This window comes from Mucilaginibacter segetis (genome assembly GCF_016522075.1).
Taxonomy (GTDB): Bacteria; Bacteroidota; Bacteroidia; order Sphingobacteriales; family Sphingobacteriaceae; genus Mucilaginibacter; species Mucilaginibacter segetis.
Map to the genome: position 1 here is coordinate 339,490 of NZ_JAEHFW010000001.1, position 19,667 is coordinate 359,156.

Here is a 19,667-nt window from a genome sequence, read left to right on the forward strand (position 1 = left end):
TTATATACAAGTATGTAAGGGTAAAGTTATGCCATCATTTATTTAATTTAGCATCGAAAACGAAAATGGAGGGAAATTTTTTTAAATGCCAGATATAATACAGCTTTTACCGGATGCCGTTGCCAACCAAATTGCCGCAGGCGAAGTAGTGCAAAGACCGGCGTCTGCCGTGAAGGAATTAATTGAGAATGCAATAGATGCGGGTGCTGATAAGATACAATTGATACTTAAGGATGCCGGAAAGGCATTGATACAGGTTATTGATAATGGTTGTGGTATGAGTGTGACTGATGCGCGGATGTGTTTTGAGCGGCATGCCACATCGAAAATACGCAAGGCGGATGATCTTTTTGCTATACGCACCATGGGTTTCAGGGGCGAAGCTATGGCCTCAATAGCAGCTATTGCACAGGTGGAGTTAAAAACCCGCCGTTATGAAGATGAATTAGGCACAAATATTTTTATAGAAGGATCGGAGGTTTTGAAGCAGGAACCCTGCCAGGCTATTACAGGTACATCCATAGCCATAAAAAACCTGTTTTATAATACACCGGCACGGCGGAATTTTTTGAAAAGTAACCCCGTTGAGATGCGGCATATTATTGATGAATTTCAACGTGTTGCCTTAGCTAATCCTTTGGTGCATTTCACAATGCATCATGACGGGCAGGAGGTATATCATTTACCTTCGGCGGTATTAAAGCAACGCATTGTTCACTTATTTGGGAATAATTATAATCAGCGGCTGGTACCTGTAGAAGAAGATACCAGTATAATTAAACTACATGGGTTTGTTGGCAAACCTGAATTTGCACGCAAAACCCGTGGAGAGCAATTCTTTTTTGTAAACAATCGCTTTGTAAAGGATGCTTACTTAAATCATGCGGTGCTTACAGCATTTCAGGAATTGTTACAGGATGAGACTTATCCGTTATATGTTCTTTTTATAGATATTGATCCTTCAAAAATTGATATTAATGTACATCCTACCAAAACCGAGATCAAATATCAGGATGAAAAGGCTATCTACGCCATTATACGCTCGGCTGTAAAACGATCATTAGGAAAATACAATATTACACCTACACTTGATTTTGACCAGGAAAACAGTATCGGCCATTTAATAACGCCAAAGCCGTTTGAAGAGATCGTACAACCATCCATAGCCTTTAATCCGGATTTTAATCCTTTTGCTGCAGAACAAAAGCGCGAAAAAAATAGTGATGCTTTTTTTAAAGAGAATAAAGATCATCGTACAGCTATCCCCCGGAATTGGGACACGCTATACGAGATAAGCCGTAAAGATGAAACGGTGCAGCATGAAATGCATCAGCAAAAAAGCATCCCGGTAGCCGAGCAGGAGATAACAAAATCGAGCGAGCGGCAATTTTTCCAGGTGCATAACCGGTTTATTTTATCGCAAATAAAATCGGGATTTATGCTGATCAATCAGCAAGCGGCACATGAGCGAATTTTATACGAACGGTTTTTGCAACAATTGCAAAATCATTCCGGTATAAGTCAGCAAAGTCTTTTTCCGCAATCTGTTACACTAAACAGCAGTGATTTTGAGTTATTGAGAGAGCTTTTGCCTGATATAAAGGCACTCGGATTTGATATCAGGGAATTTGGGCCGAATACCGTAGTTGTTGATGGTATTCCCGCAGATATAAACAATGCAAGTGAACACGAGTTACTTGAACAGCTATTAGAGGGGTTTAAGAAAAACCTTGAAATATTAAAGTTAGATAAACGCGATAATCTTGCACGCTCACTTGCCAGAAATGCTGCCATAAAAACAGGAGCTAAATTATCTATGGAAGAAATGAATCAGCTTATTGATCAGCTTTTTGCCTGCCAGATGCCAAATTTGGCTTTAAACGGAAAGCCTGTAATTACTACCTTTACCCTCACTGAGCTGGCTGAAAGATTTGAAAAATAGCCGGCCTTAAATTTAATATATAAATATGCGATCACCATTTGCCAATATTCCACCAGTAGTAAAAAATCTGCTTATTATAAACGTGCTGTTTTTTGTAGCAACTTATGCTTTAAGAGCACAATTTGATATGGTGGCGAATCTTTCGGCCTTTTATTTCGATTCTCCTTTTTTTAAACCCTGGCAGGTTATTACCTATATGTTCATGCATGCGGGGTTTGAACACATCTTTTTTAATATGTTCGCCTTATTTATGTTCGGCCCAATGGTGGAGTATACCTTAGGATCTAAAAAGTTTTTTAATTATTACTTTATAACAGGAATAGGCGCGTTAGCATTACACATGCTGGTGCAGGCTATTCAGATATATAGCATACTTGGAACTTTTACAGCAACTGGCATGGGTATGATGCCCAATATAAGCCAGGCGGATCTCAATACCTTACAAGGGCTTTATAGTACGCCAATATTGGGGGTATCGGGAGCAGTATTCGGCATTTTAGTTGCATTTGGCATGTTGTTTCCGGATGTGGAAATGATGATCTTGTTCATCCCCGTTCCTATTAAGGCTAAATATGTGGTGTTAGGATATGTGGCCATTGAATTATTTTCCGGGTTTGGCCGTTTTCAGGGCGATTCGGTAGCGCATTTTGCTCATCTCGGCGGAGCCTTGTTTGGGTATTTAATGTTAAAAATATGGGGTGTGCGAAGACCAAATAAATTTTATTAGTAGGAACTTAAGAGTAAGGTATAGTAAATCATGAGTACCATTTGGCAAGAGTTACAATATAAAATGCTGCGATCAGGCAATAAGCTGAATTTGCTTATTGGTATTAATATTATTGTTTTTTTGGCAGTGTATGTACCGGCTGTTATAGAGCAGTTATTATTTAGTGGTTTTGGCAATAGTGTTATCATCGCATTTGCTGACAATTACCTGCAATTACCTGCTTACCTCCCTAAACTACTATACCGTTTTTGGACGCCCTTAACCTATATGTTTATGCATGCCGGTATTTTGCACATTTTGTTCAATATGCTTTGGTTGTATTGGATGGGGCAAATTTTTGAAGAGTATCTTGGTAATAAGCGAACTATAGGGCTTTATTTAATGGGCGGACTGGCAGGTGGCTTTCTGTTCGTGGCATGTTTTAACATACTGCCCGCATTTACCAATTTAAATGCAGCAGCAGTAAGCAGCGTGGTAGGCGCGTCGGCAAGTGTAATGGCGATAATAGTTGCTACAGCAACCCTTTTACCCGACTATACCATATCATTGATATTTATAGGCCCCGTAAAGTTAAAATGGCTGGTGTTGATTTATGTTATTATAGATTTCCTGGGCATCGCAGGAAGTAATCCGGGTGGAGAAATAGCACATTTAGGCGGAGCATTGGTTGGCTTTATTTATATAAAGCAGTTACAAAAAGGAAATGACTGGATAGGGAAGCTGAATAAAATATTTACACGGAAATCAACAATGAAGGTGGTTTCTCATCAGCATTCGCAAAAAAAAGCGCCAGTTTATCCCCGACAAGACGAGGTTGACCGTATTTTAGATAAGATATCAAGCTCGGGATATGACAGCCTGAGCAAGCAAGAAAAGGAAACCCTATTCAGAGCCAGCAATAATGAAAGGTAAAAGAAAGTTAACCTTTATTGATAAGCTATTTTTATGGCTGAATTATTTGCTGTGCCTGGCTTTACTGCTTAGTTATTTATCGCCCTATATCAATCCGGAAAAGTTTTGGGTTATCGCTTTTTTTGGTTTGGCTTATCCACCATTATTATTGGCTAACTTAATTATGCTGGCTTACTGGCTGATAAGAAAAAGCCGTTTAGTGCTTTTGCCTGTAATAACCATATTAGTTGGCTGGAATGTGCTTTGTAATAATATAGGATTGCGTTTTCCGACAGAGACAAGCAATTCAAAAGGTGCGGACCAATTGCGTGTGATGACTTATAATGTACACGATTTTAAACCTTATGGATCAAACAATGATATATCAACCAAGCACGAAATACTGGAAATAATAAGTAAAAGCGCGCCGGATGTTATTGGGATACAAGAGTTTTATACACGCAAACGCGGCCAATATGACATGTTAGATTCCATGAAAAAAATAATGGGGACAAACTTTTACTATTTTGAACCCTTTGATGTAAGTTATGATCAGGCTTCCGGCATGGCTGTTTTTTCCAGGTATCCTATAATTAAATCAGGGTTAGTAAAACTGCCGACAAATGATATTGGTAATCAATGTTTATATATCGACATACAAAAAGGTAACAATAAAATAAGGATATATAGCATGCATTTGCAGTCTATCCGTTTTGAACCCGAGGATTATAAATATTTGGGAGATCTGTCAAAAACCGGGAAAACAAATATGCATGCCACCAAAAGGCTGGGTAGTAAATTAAAAATTGCCTTTATAAAAAGAAGCAGACAGGTTATTGCCATTAAAGCGCATACAAAAACATGCCCTTATCCTTATGTTATTTCGGGTGACTTTAATGATACGCCGGCCTCATTTGCCGTAAATCAGATGGCAAAGGGATTAAAAAATAGTTTTCGCGAAAAAGGTTCAGGTTTGGGACGTACCTATAACGGTGATTTCCCTAATTATCAGATAGATTACATTATGGCAAGTCCTCAATTTGAGGTGGTAAACTATCAGATCGTTAAACGGAGACTGTCTGACCATTACCCGGTTTTTACTGACCTTATATTAAATTAGTTGAACCCAAACAGAATAGAATAAACTGCTGACGGAAAATTGTAAGTTTGCGCACATGGAACAAAAATTATTTGTTTACAACACTTTAACACGCACCAAAGAAGAATTTAAGCCTTTAAATGCCCCGCATGTGGGTATGTATGTTTGCGGCCCAACTGTATATAGTGATGTTCATTTAGGTAATTGCCGGACCTTTATAAGCTTTGATCTTATATTCAGGTATCTGAAATATCTGGGTTATAATGTACGCTACGTACGTAATATTACCGATGCCGGGCATCTGGAGGGAGATGCAGACGAAGGCGAAGATAAAATAACTAAAAAGGCAAAGCTGGCAAAACTGGAGCCCATGGAAATTGTACAGAAATACACGGTTGATTTCCATAATGTAATGCAAATTTTTAACACTTTGCCGCCAAGTATTGAGCCTACGGCAACCGGTCATATTATTGAGCAAATAGAACTTGTGAAAGGTATAATGGAAAAAGGTTATGCCTACGAAGTGGACGGATCGATATATTTTGATGTAGAAAAGTATAACCAAACGCAAGATTACGGAGTATTAAATGGCCGTAAACTGGAAGACATGCTCAACAATACCCGTGATCTGGGCGGGCAGAATGAAAAGCATGGCAAACTTGATTTTGCCTTGTGGATAAAGGCCAAACCCGAGCACTTAATGAAATGGCCTTCGCCGTGGGGACTGGGTTTCCCCGGCTGGCATTTGGAATGTTCTGCTATGAGCAATAAGTATTTAGGGCACCAGTTTGATATTCATGGTGGCGGTATAGATTTAATGCCTACCCATCATACTAATGAAATTGCTCAAAATGTAGCGTGCTGCGGTAAAAATCCGGCTACGTATTGGTTACACACTAATATGCTGACAATTAATGGTCAAAAAATGTCCAAATCATTGGGGAATAGCTTTTTACCGCATGAATTGTTTTTAGGTACACATCCTTTGTTAAAGAAGGGTTATAGCCCTATGACGGTTCGTTTCTTTTTCCTGCAAGCCAGTTACCGCAGCACAGTTGATTTTTCAAACGAGGCTATTGAGGCTGCTGAAATATTTTATAAAAGGCTTGCAGAAGCTGCCAAAAAGTTAACCACGCTTAAACAAAGTTCTGTAGTTCCTGTTGATGAAGAATCAGAAAATATTATAAACGCATTTTGCGATGATTGTTTTGCCGGGATGAATGACAATTTTAATTCGCCGAAGACGTTAGATGCTCTGAATAATTTATCTAAATGGATAAATTCGTACACAGCAAATACCAGAAATTCAGGAGAGATATCAGTAGAGACATTTGAAAGAATGAAGGCAACGTATAATGATTTCTTTTTTGATGTATTAGGATTAAAATTAGAAGATACTGATAATACTGATACTGATAAATTACTTGATCTGATCATTAATTTGCGTAACCAAGCTAAGTTGAATAAGGATTATGCTACATCTGACAGCATAAGAGACGGATTAAAAAAGATCGGTTTTCAATTAAATGATAATAAACAAGGCACAACCGATTGGGTGAAAAGCTAACCACGTGTCATAACAAATAAACATGGGCTGTTTATCTGTTATATCAACTAAAATAATTACTAAATTGCCCGTAAATCTATTGCAATACTATGAAGAAATTAATATTAGCCGCTGTAATTTTATCAGGATTTAGCACCTTAACATTTGCCCAAACCAATACTGTTGAAGTAAGCAAGGTAATAGATGCTGAAAAAGATTTTAATAAATTGGTTGAGCGTAAAGGAATAAAAGACGGATTTTTAGCTGTTGCTGATATAGAAGGAATTGTTTTTAAACCTCAGCCGGTTAAGATCACGGAATTTTATAATAGCATAGATAAGCAACCCGGTCAGTTAAAATGGGAGCCAAAGTTTGCCCGTATCTCCGCAAATGGCGATCTGGCTTTTACAGCCGGCCCTTATGTTTATCAAAACGGAAAATCGGATGACGATAAGGTTTTTGGAGATTATGTATCAATATGGCGTGTTGATGCAGATAATAAATTAAAATTACTTCTTGATCTGGGTATTCAACATCCGGAAGCTGATGCAGAGAGCATAGAGGATTTCAAAGAACCTGATCTGTCAAAGCAAACTGCTCCAAGTAAAGATCCCTTTAACGGTAAAAATGTAATATTGGCTACAGATAAGATGTTTAATCATGCATTAACCATATCTTCACTTGCTGCATATAAGGAGTTTTTAAGTCCGGAAGGCAGATACTATTTCCCTGGTTTTTATCCGATTATTGGTGTAGATAAGACATTGAAATTTTTGGATAATGAGGATGTAAGTATTTCTGCTGAAACTATAAATGCAGGCCGTTCTACGAGTAACGATCTTGCTTATAGTTATGGTAAAGCACGTATTAAAAAAGGCAACATAGTTAACAACTATAATTACGTACGTATCTGGGAAATAGATGCATCACATAAGTGGAATATATTGCTTGAAGTATTTTCTACCGTTGAATAAGGTATATTAAAACAGTTGTTCAATAATATCGCTTGCTGATAATCCTTCGGCTTCGGCATGGTAGCTGCGTACAATACGATGGCTCAAAATGGGCTTAGCCACGGCCTGTACATCTTCAATATCAGGCGAATACTTGCCATTTAAAACCGCATGGCATTTTGCACCTAAAATTAAAAACTGAGATGCACGCGGCCCGGCTCCCCAATTGAGTAAGCGCTTAATAGATGCTGGAGCGAATTCGCTGTCGGGTCGTGTTTTTGATACTAATTTAACGGCATATTCGAACACGTTATCGGCAACAGGGATATTTCTTATTAATTTTTGAAAATAGATGATCTGCTCGGCATTTAGTTGCTTATTTACGTTTACATGTGCAGTACTGGTAGTGTTTTTTACTACCTGCAATTCCTCTTTAAAGGTAGGGTAGGTTAAAGCCACATTAAACATAAACCGATCTAACTGTGCTTCAGGCAAAGGATATGTTCCTTCCTGCTCAATAGGGTTTTGGGTAGCCAATACAAAAAATGGCTGAGCTAGTTTATGTGTTACCCCTGCAGCGGTAACTGCTTTTTCCTGCATAGCCTCTAATAAGGCTGCCTGTGTTTTTGGAGGCGTACGATTTATTTCATCAGCAAGGATGATATTGGAAAAAACAGGGCCCGGTATAAATTTAAAATTACGATCCTCACCCAATATCTCTGCACCAATAATATCAGATGGCATCAGATCAGGAGTGAATTGGATTCGTTTAAAATCAAGATCGAGTACCTGTGCTACAGTTTGCACCAGTAAAGTTTTTGCTAAACCGGGTACGCCAACTAATAAGCAGTGGCCATTACTGAAAATGGATATCATTACAAATTTGATAACCTCTTCCTGGCCAATAATTACTTTTCCAATTTCAGTACGAATTTGCTGATATTTATTTTTTAATTCATCAGCAGCATCAACATCTGAGTGGTGTTGCGTCATAATCAGGGGTTAGTTTGAGCAGTTGTTTCGGGTGTAATCCATCCTTTTAACTGTTCACATGACTGATATTCAGGATCAATTTTTATAAATGTTTCCTTTCTGCGTTTTTCAAACCATTCGCTTACTGTACGGTTAAGCTTATCGTTCGTGGCATCTTCTTTCAACTTAGCGAAATCCTGATCGAGGTTGGCTCTATGAGCGTCTGTTACCGATTTTAAGTAAAGTATTTTATAACTTTTTTTACCCGTTTGCGGATCTGTAAAAAGTTGAGGTTTTGAAATACTACCCACCTTCATCGTATCGGTTATAAGGGCTATCTGCGGATCAAGCTTATCAGTAGGAATATAAGTAGAGCGTGTTTGCACATTTTCGGCATTCAGCATCATACCGCCGTTATATTTTGTTTCTTTATCATCAGAGTAATAAGAGGCGGCACTTGAAAAATCAATTTTCTTATCCTTATTTAATAAAGTATAAACGCTATCGGCAGTAGCTTTAGCACGATCTAAACTTGCCTGGGTAATTGCAGGTATAATTAAAATATGACGCACATGTACCTGTTCGCCCCTTCGCTCAATCACTTGTAAAAAGTGAAAGCCAAAGTCCGATTCAAAAACAGGCGATATTTCACCTGCCTTTAACTTAAAGGCCATTGCTGCAAATTCTTTTACGTAAGTAGTTCTGTCACCAAATCCAAGATCCCCGCCTTCTGGTGCGGATCCGGGATCCTGTGAGTATAATCTGGCGAGAGTTGCAAAATCTTCACCTTTTTTTACCCTTGCCCTTAGATCTTCAGCCTTTTTTTTAGCGAATTCTTTTTCTTCCTTATTTAATTTGGGGTCAAAAACTATTTCACCCACCTCTACTTCTTTATTATAATAGGGTATACTATCTTTTGGAATACTTTCAAAATATTTGCGCACATCCTGCGGAGTAGTATTTACATTTTCGGTTATTTTTTGACGCATGCGCTGTGCAATCAAATTCTCTTTAATATCAGGTCTTATCTCATCTTTGTATTGAATAATGGAGCGACCAAGGAATTCCTCCAACCTGTCCTGTCCGCCTGCTCTTTGAATGTAAGAGCGCATCCGCCGGTCAATATCAGCATCAACTTCTTCATCCTTAACTTGTACGCTATCAATTACAGCTTGTTGAGCCAATAACTTTTGAGTGAGCTGATTTTGTAGTAACTGGCATTTAAAAGCCGGATTAGGTCGTTGGCCGCTGAGCAGATATTGTGCATACTGTAGTTCGATATCTGACTGCAATATAATACCGTTACCCACTACAGCCGCTATTTTATCAATTGTACGTTGCTGGGCTTTTGCTACTGAAATAACTAAAAGAATATTTAAAATGAATACACCAATTTTTTTCATGAATCTTTGTTGAACTAATTTACGGATCATCCTGCTCCGTTTAATATGCAAATTTCGGTAAAAATATTTATAATAACGTATAATTAAGCCGATGCGCTAATATGGTTATAATGCTTGAACAGGATTGATTACTTTTGGTTAAAAAATGTTAAATATATGAAGGTGGAAAACCCAGCTGCATTTGATTTTATAATGCATGAAGAACTTTATTTATTACATCATGATAAAACGAAGCATGGCACCACTCAGGCTGATGCCTTACCTGTAGAAACGCTTGAGCCCGATTTTAATTATATGGGCAACAGGAGCAGCAGCTATCTTATTCTTGTAAATTATAAGGATAGCGAATTTTTACCACTTGAACATAATACCGCGCTTGAAAGTATGCTGAACCGTAAGGATATGCAGTTAAAAGATGTTGCAATAGTGAATATGTTTAACTGCCAACTAACCAACATGCAAATGTTAACAGCTTTTTTTAATCCGCAAAAGCTTATCATTTTTGGAAACGATGCTTTACCGCAGGATATGGAAGCCCCCGAACTTAATAATCCCCAAAAAACAGAGAAACACGCAGTATTATTTACACTTAGTTTTGAGCAAATGATGCAAAGCAACGAGTATAAAAAAGCATTTTGGGAACAAATGAAAATATTTTAAGATGCAGCAACTGGTATTCGCTACAAATAATCGTCATAAGGTTGAGGAAGTTTCAGCTAAAATAAAGGGAGAAATTAAGATACTAACACTCGCAGATATTGGTTGTTATGACGACATTGCTGAGACAGGTTTAACATTTGCAGAAAATGCGTCAATTAAAAGCCACTTTATAAACCGCAATTATAAATTGAACTGCTTTGGTGACGATAGCGGGTTGGAAATTGAAGCGTTAAATAATGAGCCGGGAATTTACTCGGCCAGGTATGCCGGCACCCATGGCGATCATCAGGCTAATATTGAAAAAGTACTTAAGAAATTAGCGGGTAACCCTAATCGAAATGCACGCTTCCGCACAGTTATATCACTGATTTGGCACGAAAAAGAATATTTTTTTGAAGGGGTAATAAAAGGAAATATCCGCACGGAGTGCACAGGTGTAAAAGGTTTTGGATACGACCCGATTTTTGAGCCCGAAGGTTATAACATCACTTTTGCTGAAATGGACCTGGACGAAAAGAACAAAATAAGCCATCGTGCTAAATCTGTTGAAAAATTGATCAGCTTTATAAACACCCAAAGCTAACAATCTCCTAATTGCTGATAACCGTTGAATCGGTTTTAACCTTTAAACGTACAGGTTTAACGTGTAAAGTATCATTAGCGGGTTTTGAAGTGGAATCTAATGGCGCTTTATCCGGTGGTGGTGGTGCAGTAACCGGCGGATCAGATAAAGAACGCTTTTCCGGAGCTTTTTTGTCTTTAATTAAGTTAGGAGCAGAAGGTGATTTGTTGGTGGTGGAATCGGACCCTTTGCGGTTTGTTTTTTTATTATAAGATGGAATTATCGACTCTTTGGAAACCGGTCTCTCCTTAGGTTTCCATATAAATCCCTTTAAGATCCGCTCATCCTCGGTAAACTTATCTAACGGGCCATAACGATGTTCGGGTTTTGTAATGTTGATGATATCAGTCGGACTGTTATTTTTAAAAAAAATACGCATGCGGCTGGTTAATGATCGCTCCATACCGGATATTTTCCCGCTATCACGAGAAAAGTAAATGCTTTCGGCATTACCCGATATATACATACGCGAGAGCTTGTCATCCTTGAAATATCCGCGCATTTTTTTTCCGGCTATCTGGTTAAAATGGGTTGAATCTTCTTTTTCAACGTTTACAATAAAAGCTGAAGGATATAAATCCATAGTATACAACTTTTTATTTTTCATTTTTAAATTAATGGTATCAGCAGATAATTGTGAACCTTGGGTCCAGATAATTGGCTGTATAAAACATCTTAATGTTGAATCGCTGTAACTATAGAACATAGAGTCGGCTTTGGCCTGCAGATCCGATTTAAACAGCTTTGCATGATGGTATGCCCTAATTATCCTGACACGTGCGGTATCACTTAAAACTACATTTTCAGTAAAAAATGCAGGGTCTGTTTCAACTTCAGGTTCAGCTGCTATTTTTTGCGAAACCTTTTTTGTTGTATCAACAGCTGTTTTTTTGGGAGTGAGTTTACCGAATATAAGCGGGTGTAAATAACCGGTTTCGATATTTCTTCCCGGATGTTTTAGACTTAATAACGGAGCTCGTGTTTTTGGTGTTGCTGCCTGTTTTTTTGTTTTTTTTGCGGTGTCCGGTATAGAGGATAATCGCTGCTTCTCCAATAAAAGTTTGTAATTCTTGAACGTTAATATTTGCGTATCTAAGGTGTCAGCAGATATGTATATCGAATCGCGTTTTATTTTTTCAGCAGGGCCGGCGGGGGCATTGCGCAGGGTATCCGGCGCAACTTTTACACTATCACCTACAGGCACAAGCGTGATTTTAGGAATAGTGTTTTTTACCGGTGGCTTAAATGTTTTTACCACCTTACTTTTTACAGGGACAGCTGTTGTATCGGTTTGTGTGGTGTCTTTTTGTTCGGTAACAATAACTACATAAGGATCTCTGGTAACAACAGTTCTTTCTTCATCTTTATAGTAATTAGCCAAATCTCCCCGAAGTGTTATTTTTTGTTCATTATCGTTAAATACAACATGCTTTACCGCCCGCCCAAATCCTTTAATACGATCATAAAATAAACTGTCACCTTTTAATGTTTTTGTTCCTTGTTTATACAGGTTGTTCTTATCAAAAAAGGCTTGTTCTGTTTGTGTGTCATAGGTGCCGTGTTCGGTATATAGGGTGTCTTTTTTGTCTTTAGTGTCGTAAATATTAGTAGGCCCGTAAAAATAAGCTATTCTGCTGCCGCTGTTATATCTTAAAGTATCAGTTTTGATCAAAGCATCGGGGGTTAATAATACTACGTTATACCTGAAATAGGCATCGCGCGAAAAGGCAAAATAATATCCGTTTTTACTGGTAAGTGTATTGTCTTTGTTTATCAGCTTACCACCGCCTGTATAAGTACCTATTCGTGTGGCCGTATTATAGGTAAGGTAATTGGTTGTTAAGGTAGCATCTCTATCAATTAACTTAACATTATCTGTAAGTACCGCAATTTTGGTGTTACCGTTATAATTTAGTTTGTCTGAAAAAATATTAAGGGTATCGCCCTGGGTAATGTTAACATGGCCAAAAGCATCAAAAGCATTATCCTGTAAATAGAAGTAAGCACTATCTGACCGCATTATGGAATAATCCTGCTGAAACACGCCACGATAAACTTTTGTTACATCCTTGCCGTTAATTTTAATAATTTCGGTACTTGATGACTGTATAAGGTTTACAACAGATTTTTTCTGGGCAAATACTGTAACAGTTATTAACGTTAAAATAAAGCTTAAGACGTATTTTATCACAATGGCAAAATTAGTTTTTTGCTGGGGTTATTAAATTAATAATTTTGACGAATGTTTCCGGTTAAACGCTTTGTTGATTTTGTGCAGCAAAATAATTTATTTACGCCCGATAATAAAATACTCGCGGCTGTAAGCGGGGGTATGGATTCTGTTTTGATGGCACATTTATTAAAATTAACTGGTTTTAATTTTGGTATTGCACATTGTAATTTTATGTTACGCGGCGATGATTCGGTAGCCGATCAGGAGTTTACCCGTCAGCTGGCATCACAACTCGGTGTAAGTTTTCATACTGTAAATTTTGACACCGAAAAATATGCCGACGAAAATAAACTATCTATACAAATGGCGGCACGCGTTTTAAGGTATAACTGGTTTAAAACTATTTGTCAATCATTATCTTACCAAGTAATTGCTCTTGCACATCATCAGAACGATACTATTGAAACTATATTGTTAAACCTTACGAGAGGAACAGGTATAGCCGGCATGCACGGCATTCTACCCAAAAATGGTGATTTGGCGCGACCTCTGCTTTTTTTAAACAGAGATGAAATAGTGAAGATCATAAAGAGGGAAAACGTAAGTTATGTTGAGGATGCTTCTAATTCATCAACCAAATATGCCCGCAATAAAATACGCCACAAAGTGGTACCTGTATTAAAAGAGCTCAATCCGGCTTTGGAACGCACCTTTGAAAATAATTTAAAGCATTTCAGGGAATTAGAGCAGTTGCTAACTGAAAAGGTGGAAGATCTTAAAAAGGATATTTTGATTAGCGACGGTGAGGACACAGTAATAAGCTTAGAACAAGTTAAACAATTATCCCCTCAGCGATTGTTGCTGATTAAACTATTACAGCCATACGGCTTTACGGAATCTGTAGTCGACGATCTGATAACTGCCATAGATAAACATGCAGGAAAGGTGTTTAAGAGCGGTGACTTTACCCTGATTATTGACCGTAATCAGTTAATTATTACAAAAAATAAAAAGGCGGGTAAAGCGGATGTTGTAATTAAATTAAATGAGCATGCTGTTAATTACGGTGAATTTAAATTAACCATTTTGCATGACGACAGTCCGATGATTATAAAGGATAATCCACTGGCGGTTGCCATAGATGAAGACAAGATAATTTATCCGATTATCTTACGTAGTTGGGAGAAAGGTGACAGATTTCAGCCTTTAGGTATGAAAACACGCCAAAAAGTAAGTGATTTTTTTATACATCAAAAAGTACCATTGCATAAAAAAGACAACGTACCTGTTTTGGTTAATGCGAATGGCGATATTATGTGGCTGGGCGGGTACCGGCTTGACGAAAGGTACAAAGTAGGTAATAACACTAAAAAAGTTACTATATTCGAACTGATTAAATTATGAGCGATAAACCGGTTTTTACTGAAAAACAATATTTAGGTAGGGAGTGGATACCTATTACCATACGCCTGGTTTTGGCCATGTTTTGTTTTGCTGCATATTTTTTTACAGACGAGCGTGAACGTAATGGTGACCTGCTGGCAGTAGTTGGGTTTGTGATAATCACGATATCTATTATCATGGGATTTTTACTCCATTTCAGAACGAGGGTTATAAATAAGAGTGTTTTACTGGATGGCTTATGGACCACCCGTTTAGTAAAGATTGATTTAAATAGTATTGTAAAGGCGGAAATAGGGACATACAGCCGATACTTATTTAACAACCCGGTATATAACCTGCACACTAAAGGCACTATCCGTTTCTTTACCGCCGGAAATGATGCCATACATCTTACAGACAGGGATGGCCTTCTTTATATTATTGGCTCGCAACATGCCAATGAATTTTTAAGGGCCATAAAAGAAGAGATGAAACATTTATAATCTTTGGCACTCAAGTTAGTGAGTTTTATAACTGGCCAGGTCAGTGTAAAGTTCACGGAACGAGCTTCGTAATCCAAAGGTGATCATGGAAGTCTTGGTATTAAACATATTATTTTTTTCAGTACGATATATCCCACCAAGTTCCAGTCTTAAATTATATTTCGGGTTTATCAGCAATGCAACTTTCCCTTGCAGGTAGATCATATTGGTGGTTAAGCCCTGCCCTGTATAATTTCCGTTTGCATGAACCGGGTCCTGATAGGAGAAGAATATATCTTTACCGTAATTAAGATTATTAACATCTAAGCCATAATGACCGTAATCTACTTCGCCTGAGAAATCAAACTTTTTATAGGAATAGTTCAACAAGCCTACCACTTCTCTAAAATTAGCTCCCCACGGGTGTGCCAGCGGCTCGCTATTAGCCGAATAATTTAGAATGGAAGCTCGCTCAGAATAAGTGTATGGTTTAACATTGTTAGTCTCAATCAAATAGTTTAAGTTCTTTACGGAAAATAAATTCGCGCCTCTTAAACCCAGTTGCCATCCGTATTTATTACGGTAGCTGCCTAAATCAGAAAAAAACTCTTTTGATTGAAACTCATCTAAGGCAAATTGGCCGTAAGCTGTTATCCCGTCAGATAGCTTATACTTTCCGGTAAATCCTATTAAGGCATTATCCGGCGAGCCGTTTGAGGCCTCAACCGGGCGTAAAAATATAACAGGGTTAATGTAATTAAAATCGAAACCATGTTTGTGACCCTGATCATCCGTATCGGCCCATATTACGGAATCAAAAAAACCAAAAGATAAACGATTGCTAACATTCCAATCCAGGTAATGAAATATTCCCCACTTTTTTCTGTCTGTAAACTGATCGCTTGTTGATGCAGGATCTGCAAAATATGCCCACATGGCCATGTATTTTACATTACCTAAATTAGCTGTCAGTTTAAAAAAGGGATAGGGGGAGGCGTAGTCCGAAAGAAGTTCGGAACGATAACCATCGCCTATGAATGTTTTATCACGCCCTGCTGATATATTTAGATATTTAACAGGGGTATATGATACTGTCGTTGTGATGTACGACCAGTTGTAGGCGTCGGCATCATTATCTAAAACGCGCGCATAGGCCTGGCCGGGTACAATACCTACCTGATTAATATAGGTGGATAAGTAGTCGGGAAATTTTGCATTATTTAGATAGCCGGCAATATTAAAATAAAATTTTTTCCCCGCGGTTCCTCCAATTTGTAAACCTAAAGAGTTATAGTGCGTTGTTTTTTTATCTGAAAAATCCCTGCCGATGTTGAAATCAGGTAAAAGGTCTAAATATAAAGTAGAATTGGAACCGTTCGATTCTATCAGATGGGTATTGAAAATTCTGTCAAATGAACCATTTTTGGACTTTATATTGCTATTATTCATTAAAGAATCATAGTGATAACTTAAAAGAGAATCATCTGAAAAAAATGGCTTTATGGAACTATGTATGCGGGTCTTGGTCGAATAAACTTCAGAATTAAGTTTTTGATAAAACTGATAGGAGTATGGTTGATACACAGTTTGCGACCATGCAACACTAATTGTAATCAAAAATAAAACAATACAGGCAGTAATTTTCCTCATATACGATCAATAGTAAACTATTATATCCTCTTATTCAAAATAGTTTAACGTTTTATAACCGCCTTTTTTTAGGTGTTCATCTTTTTTTGCAATATCAAGGTCTGACAGCACCATGTCGGTTACCAGGCTTTGGAGGTCATATTTGGGTTGCCAGCCTAATTTCTGTTTTGCTTTGGACGGATCGCCTATCAGAAGATCTACTTCTGTTGGTCTGAAATATTTAGGATCTACCTTAACTACTGTTTTTCCAAAATGCAGCGACTCTTCGTTTAATCCTAAAAGTGCGATCTTTTGTTTATCAATGTCAATTATAACACCCTTTTCAAATTCATCTTTTCCGCTAAATTCTATCTCTATACCAAGTTCCGAGAAAGACATTTTAATAAACTCCCTTACAGTAGTAGTTACGCCGGTAGCAATAACAAAATCTTCGGCTTGTTCTTGTTGTAACATCAGCCACATGGCAGCAATATAATCTTTGGCGTGGCCCCAGTCACGCTGTGCTGATAAATTGCCCACATACAAGCATGTTTGCAGCCCAAGAGAAATTTTAGCTACTGCGCGTGTTATTTTTCGGGTCACAAAAGTTTCCCCTCTTATCGGACTTTCGTGATTAAATAATATGCCGTTGCAAGCATACATGCCATATGCCTCGCGGTAATTAACAATTATCCAGTAACCATAAAGTTTTGCGACGGCGTATGGTGAACGCGGATAAAATGGTGTTGTTTCGCTCTGTGGAACTTGCTGTACTAAGCCATACAGCTCAGATGTAGAGGCCTGATATATTCTGGTTTTTTTGGTTAATCCTAAAAGTCTGATAGCCTCTAATATTCTTAGTACTCCAACTCCGTCGGCATTAGCAGTGTACTCCGGAGTATCAAAACTTACCTTAACGTGGCTTTGTGCTCCTAAGTTATATATTTCATCAGGTTGAATTTCCTGTACTAATCTGATAAGATTCGTAGAGTCGGTTAGGTCACCGTAATGAAGATGGAGTTTCACTCCTTTTTCATGCGGATCATGGTATAAATGATCTATCCTATCTGTATTAAACGACGAGGATCTTCTTTTAACACCGTGAACCTCATATCCTTTTTTTAACAAAAACTCAGCTAAATATGCGCCATCTTGTCCTGTAATTCCTGTTATTAAAGCTTTTTTCATTAATAAATATTATAGGTAAATATATTATGAGTACAATTATATCTAAATTATTCCGAAAAGAATATATAAGAGTTGATTAGAAGCGCGTTTTAAATTCCGGCTACAGTATCTTCAAGTTCCCGGTACCATTCCTCTCCATATTTTCGGATGAGTGGTCCTTTTAAAAATTCATGTACTTTAACCTTAAGCTCATTACCAAAACTACAGGCCGGACTGCAAATACTCCATCTGTCGTAATTTAATACATCAAATTCAGGGTAGGCGGTTATGCGGATGGGATATAAATGGCAAGAGATAGGTTTTTGCCAGGTAATAGCACCGTTTTCGTAAGCCTTTTCTATTGCGCACTTAGTAATTCCATTCTCCCATGTAACATAAGCACATTCTTTATTAACATCTACACAGGGGGTAGTATAGTCGCCTTCAAAATCGGTAACATGGGTGCCTTCCCGTTCAATGGTAGCAATGCCTTTAGCGGTCATATAAGGTTTAACACTGGGGTATATATCTTCCAGTATTTGCAACTCATTATGGTTTAATGGCGCGCCCGAATCGCCTTCGAGACAACATGCGCCTTTGCATTTGTTTAAATTGCATACAAAATTTTCGTTTACCACATCCTCATGTAATAAAACATTACCTACCTCTATCATCGTTTATTTTTTTATAGGATTTAATGGATATTTAAGTCCCTTTGCTTCTGACAAATCCATAACTAAGCTGCCTACTATTAACTCTACATGTGCTTTAACCGGAATACGATTGTTATCATCAGTTATCCATAAATAAAGTTTGCTGTTTTTTCTGAATATTCGGCCTGGTATAATTGTGGGGTTAAATTTTAAGCAATTAAATGTACCTAATCCGCATTTAACTTTCTCTCTTCCTAAAAAAGTAATTCCAAGCGAGTGAATGCCGTCCTCTAAAAAATAGCGCAATTCCAGTTTATCACCAACTTTAAGGTTAGATACATCAATATTACGGGCAAAATAATATGCAGATAAGAAATCAAATACATTTCCCTCAAACGGGAACTTTCCTTTATCGGCCGTAATAATATTGGTCTTATGGTCAAAGGTTACTTTATCAGTATGACGGTATTTTGATTCATGCCTGTCTTCAGTATAATAATATGGCAATAATGTTTGCTGATCGATATAACTTTCATATCGGTTACGAACTTTAAAGAATACGTCAAACGTGCCCGCAGTTTTTGCGTCAGCAATAATATGTAAAGCGGGATTTCCATTAAATTTTACCGGGCTATTTTCTACTCTGATAGTGGCTTCTGCAGCATTAAAAAAACCATATTTTAATTTGTAAGTTATTTGCTCGCCGGCCTGAAATGCCGTTTTGTCTGTTTTTGTTACTTCCTGGCTAAATGCAGAAAAACAACAATTTAAACAGAACAACAATAGATAATATTTCTTCATTAAAATGTTTTAACCGGATCCTGTTAATCCTTACGTTTATAAATTGGTACGGTAGAACAAGGCTCGCCAAACATTAAGCTTTTAGCGACAGGAGTGAGCTTTTTAGTTAGTTCTACATAGGCCGATACCGGTACAGGTGTATCACCACATCCTTTGATCACAATACGTTGGTCACGATATTGCTCAATATCCATATTGGCAATTTGCTTCAAAAACAATACCGTTTCTAAAACTTCTTCATCGCCAAATACAATCTCAGCTGCAAACGGAGCGAGTTTATTACTCAACAACATATAAGCCCAGGCAGGCACTATTGCATCTGCCGTACAGGTTATGGCGATATTTTTCCCTTTGTATTGCTCCCAGTTGTGTGTTTTAACAAATTCCCTGAAATCTTTTTCGCGTAAAATTAGCCCCTGAAAAAGATTGTCTTTAATATCATATACAAAACGTTCGCCTTTAGGGTAAAAAATTGCAGGGTCTAATGTAACTAATGCACTTTGTGCAACTTTATTTATTATATTTTCCTGTATGTCCATTTTAATAGAAATAAAAAATCCGGCA

Annotated in this window: 18 protein-coding genes; 10 read left to right on the forward strand and 8 right to left on the reverse strand. The window is 37.6% G+C overall.

The genetic code is table 11. The features are described 5' to 3' along the window. The first annotated feature begins 85 nt into the window (after positions 1 to 85). The 6 genes from mutL (at position 86) to I5M19_RS01635 (ending at position 7,179) form a co-directional block, all read left to right on the forward strand. A complete protein-coding gene (gene mutL, locus I5M19_RS01610) occupies positions 86 to 1,942 on the forward strand; it encodes a DNA mismatch repair endonuclease MutL (RefSeq protein ID WP_200063377.1) in 1,857 nt (618 codons plus the stop codon). Between the two features lie 25 nt (positions 1,943 to 1,967). Further along, complete coding sequence (locus I5M19_RS01615) at positions 1,968 to 2,669, forward strand: rhomboid family intramembrane serine protease (protein WP_200063379.1); 702 nt, start codon at positions 1,968 to 1,970, stop codon at positions 2,667 to 2,669. A 30-nt stretch (positions 2,670 to 2,699) separates the two neighbouring features. Further along, positions 2,700 to 3,581, forward strand: a complete 882-nt coding sequence (locus I5M19_RS01620) for a rhomboid family protein (RefSeq protein WP_200063381.1) — start codon at positions 2,700 to 2,702, stop codon at positions 3,579 to 3,581. Beyond that, the gene (locus I5M19_RS01625; RefSeq protein ID WP_200063383.1) at positions 3,571 to 4,680 is read left to right on the forward strand and encodes an endonuclease/exonuclease/phosphatase family protein; all 1,110 of its coding nucleotides are present in this window, start codon (positions 3,571 to 3,573) and stop codon (positions 4,678 to 4,680) included. Before I5M19_RS01620 ends, I5M19_RS01625 begins: the two co-directional genes overlap by 11 nt. 55 nt (positions 4,681 to 4,735) lie before the next feature. Beyond that, complete coding sequence (cysS, locus tag I5M19_RS01630; RefSeq protein WP_200063385.1) at positions 4,736 to 6,226, forward strand: cysteine--tRNA ligase; 1,491 nt, start codon at positions 4,736 to 4,738, stop codon at positions 6,224 to 6,226. 89 nt (positions 6,227 to 6,315) lie between these two features. Continuing rightward, the gene (locus I5M19_RS01635; protein WP_200063387.1) at positions 6,316 to 7,179 is read left to right on the forward strand and encodes a hypothetical protein; all 864 of its coding nucleotides are present in this window, start codon (positions 6,316 to 6,318) and stop codon (positions 7,177 to 7,179) included. Positions 7,180 to 7,185: 6 nt separating this feature from the next. On the opposite strand, the gene I5M19_RS01640 is transcribed toward I5M19_RS01635, so the two are convergent. Next, positions 7,186 to 8,151 (reverse strand): AAA family ATPase, encoded by a 966-nt coding sequence (locus I5M19_RS01640; protein ID WP_200063389.1) that lies wholly within the window; start codon positions 8,149 to 8,151, stop codon positions 7,186 to 7,188. Positions 8,152 to 8,153: 2 nt separating this feature from the next. Next, complete coding sequence (locus tag I5M19_RS01645; protein WP_200063391.1) at positions 8,154 to 9,533, reverse strand: peptidylprolyl isomerase; 1,380 nt, start codon at positions 9,531 to 9,533, stop codon at positions 8,154 to 8,156. Between the two features lie 156 nt (positions 9,534 to 9,689). On the opposite strand from I5M19_RS01645, the gene I5M19_RS01650 reads away from it, so the two are divergent. Then, positions 9,690 to 10,193 carry a hypothetical protein gene (locus tag I5M19_RS01650; RefSeq protein ID WP_200063393.1) on the forward strand — a complete coding sequence of 168 codons (504 nt, stop codon included), beginning with the start codon at positions 9,690 to 9,692 and terminating at the stop codon, positions 10,191 to 10,193. 1 nt (position 10,194) lies between these two features. Then, complete coding sequence (locus I5M19_RS01655) at positions 10,195 to 10,776, forward strand: non-canonical purine NTP diphosphatase (protein WP_200063395.1); 582 nt, start codon at positions 10,195 to 10,197, stop codon at positions 10,774 to 10,776. Positions 10,777 to 10,783: 7 nt separating this feature from the next. On the opposite strand, the gene I5M19_RS01660 is transcribed toward I5M19_RS01655, so the two are convergent. Further along, positions 10,784 to 13,006, reverse strand: a complete 2,223-nt coding sequence (locus I5M19_RS01660; RefSeq protein ID WP_200063397.1) for an OstA-like protein — start codon at positions 13,004 to 13,006, stop codon at positions 10,784 to 10,786. Between the two features lie 51 nt (positions 13,007 to 13,057). On the opposite strand from I5M19_RS01660, the gene tilS reads away from it, so the two are divergent. Beyond that, positions 13,058 to 14,392 carry a tRNA lysidine(34) synthetase TilS gene (gene tilS / locus I5M19_RS01665; protein ID WP_200063399.1) on the forward strand — a complete coding sequence of 445 codons (1,335 nt, stop codon included), beginning with the start codon at positions 13,058 to 13,060 and terminating at the stop codon, positions 14,390 to 14,392. Continuing rightward, positions 14,389 to 14,874, forward strand: a complete 486-nt coding sequence (locus I5M19_RS01670) for a hypothetical protein (RefSeq protein WP_200063401.1) — start codon at positions 14,389 to 14,391, stop codon at positions 14,872 to 14,874. Before tilS ends, I5M19_RS01670 begins: the two co-directional genes overlap by 4 nt. A 15-nt stretch (positions 14,875 to 14,889) precedes the next feature. Here the strand turns inward: I5M19_RS01670 and I5M19_RS01675 are convergent, their stop codons facing one another. The 5 genes from I5M19_RS01675 to I5M19_RS01695 form a co-directional block, all read right to left on the reverse strand. After that, positions 14,890 to 16,503, reverse strand: coding sequence for a gliding motility protein RemB (locus I5M19_RS01675; protein ID WP_200063403.1), 1,614 nt, complete (start codon positions 16,501 to 16,503; stop codon positions 14,890 to 14,892). Positions 16,504 to 16,533: 30 nt separating this feature from the next. Then, positions 16,534 to 17,670 (reverse strand): GDP-mannose 4,6-dehydratase, encoded by a 1,137-nt coding sequence (gene gmd / locus I5M19_RS01680; RefSeq protein ID WP_200063405.1) that lies wholly within the window; start codon positions 17,668 to 17,670, stop codon positions 16,534 to 16,536. 89 nt (positions 17,671 to 17,759) lie between these two features. Further along, positions 17,760 to 18,323 carry a DUF3109 family protein gene (locus I5M19_RS01685; protein ID WP_200063407.1) on the reverse strand — a complete coding sequence of 188 codons (564 nt, stop codon included), beginning with the start codon at positions 18,321 to 18,323 and terminating at the stop codon, positions 17,760 to 17,762. Positions 18,324 to 18,326: 3 nt separating this feature from the next. After that, on the reverse strand, positions 18,327 to 19,103 hold the full coding sequence (locus I5M19_RS01690; protein ID WP_200063409.1) for a DUF3108 domain-containing protein: 777 nt from the start codon (positions 19,101 to 19,103) through the stop codon (positions 18,327 to 18,329). A gap of 23 nt (positions 19,104 to 19,126) precedes the next feature. After that, positions 19,127 to 19,642, reverse strand: a complete 516-nt coding sequence (locus tag I5M19_RS01695) for a DUF2480 family protein (protein ID WP_200063411.1) — start codon at positions 19,640 to 19,642, stop codon at positions 19,127 to 19,129. Positions 19,643 to 19,667 lie beyond the last annotated feature (25 nt).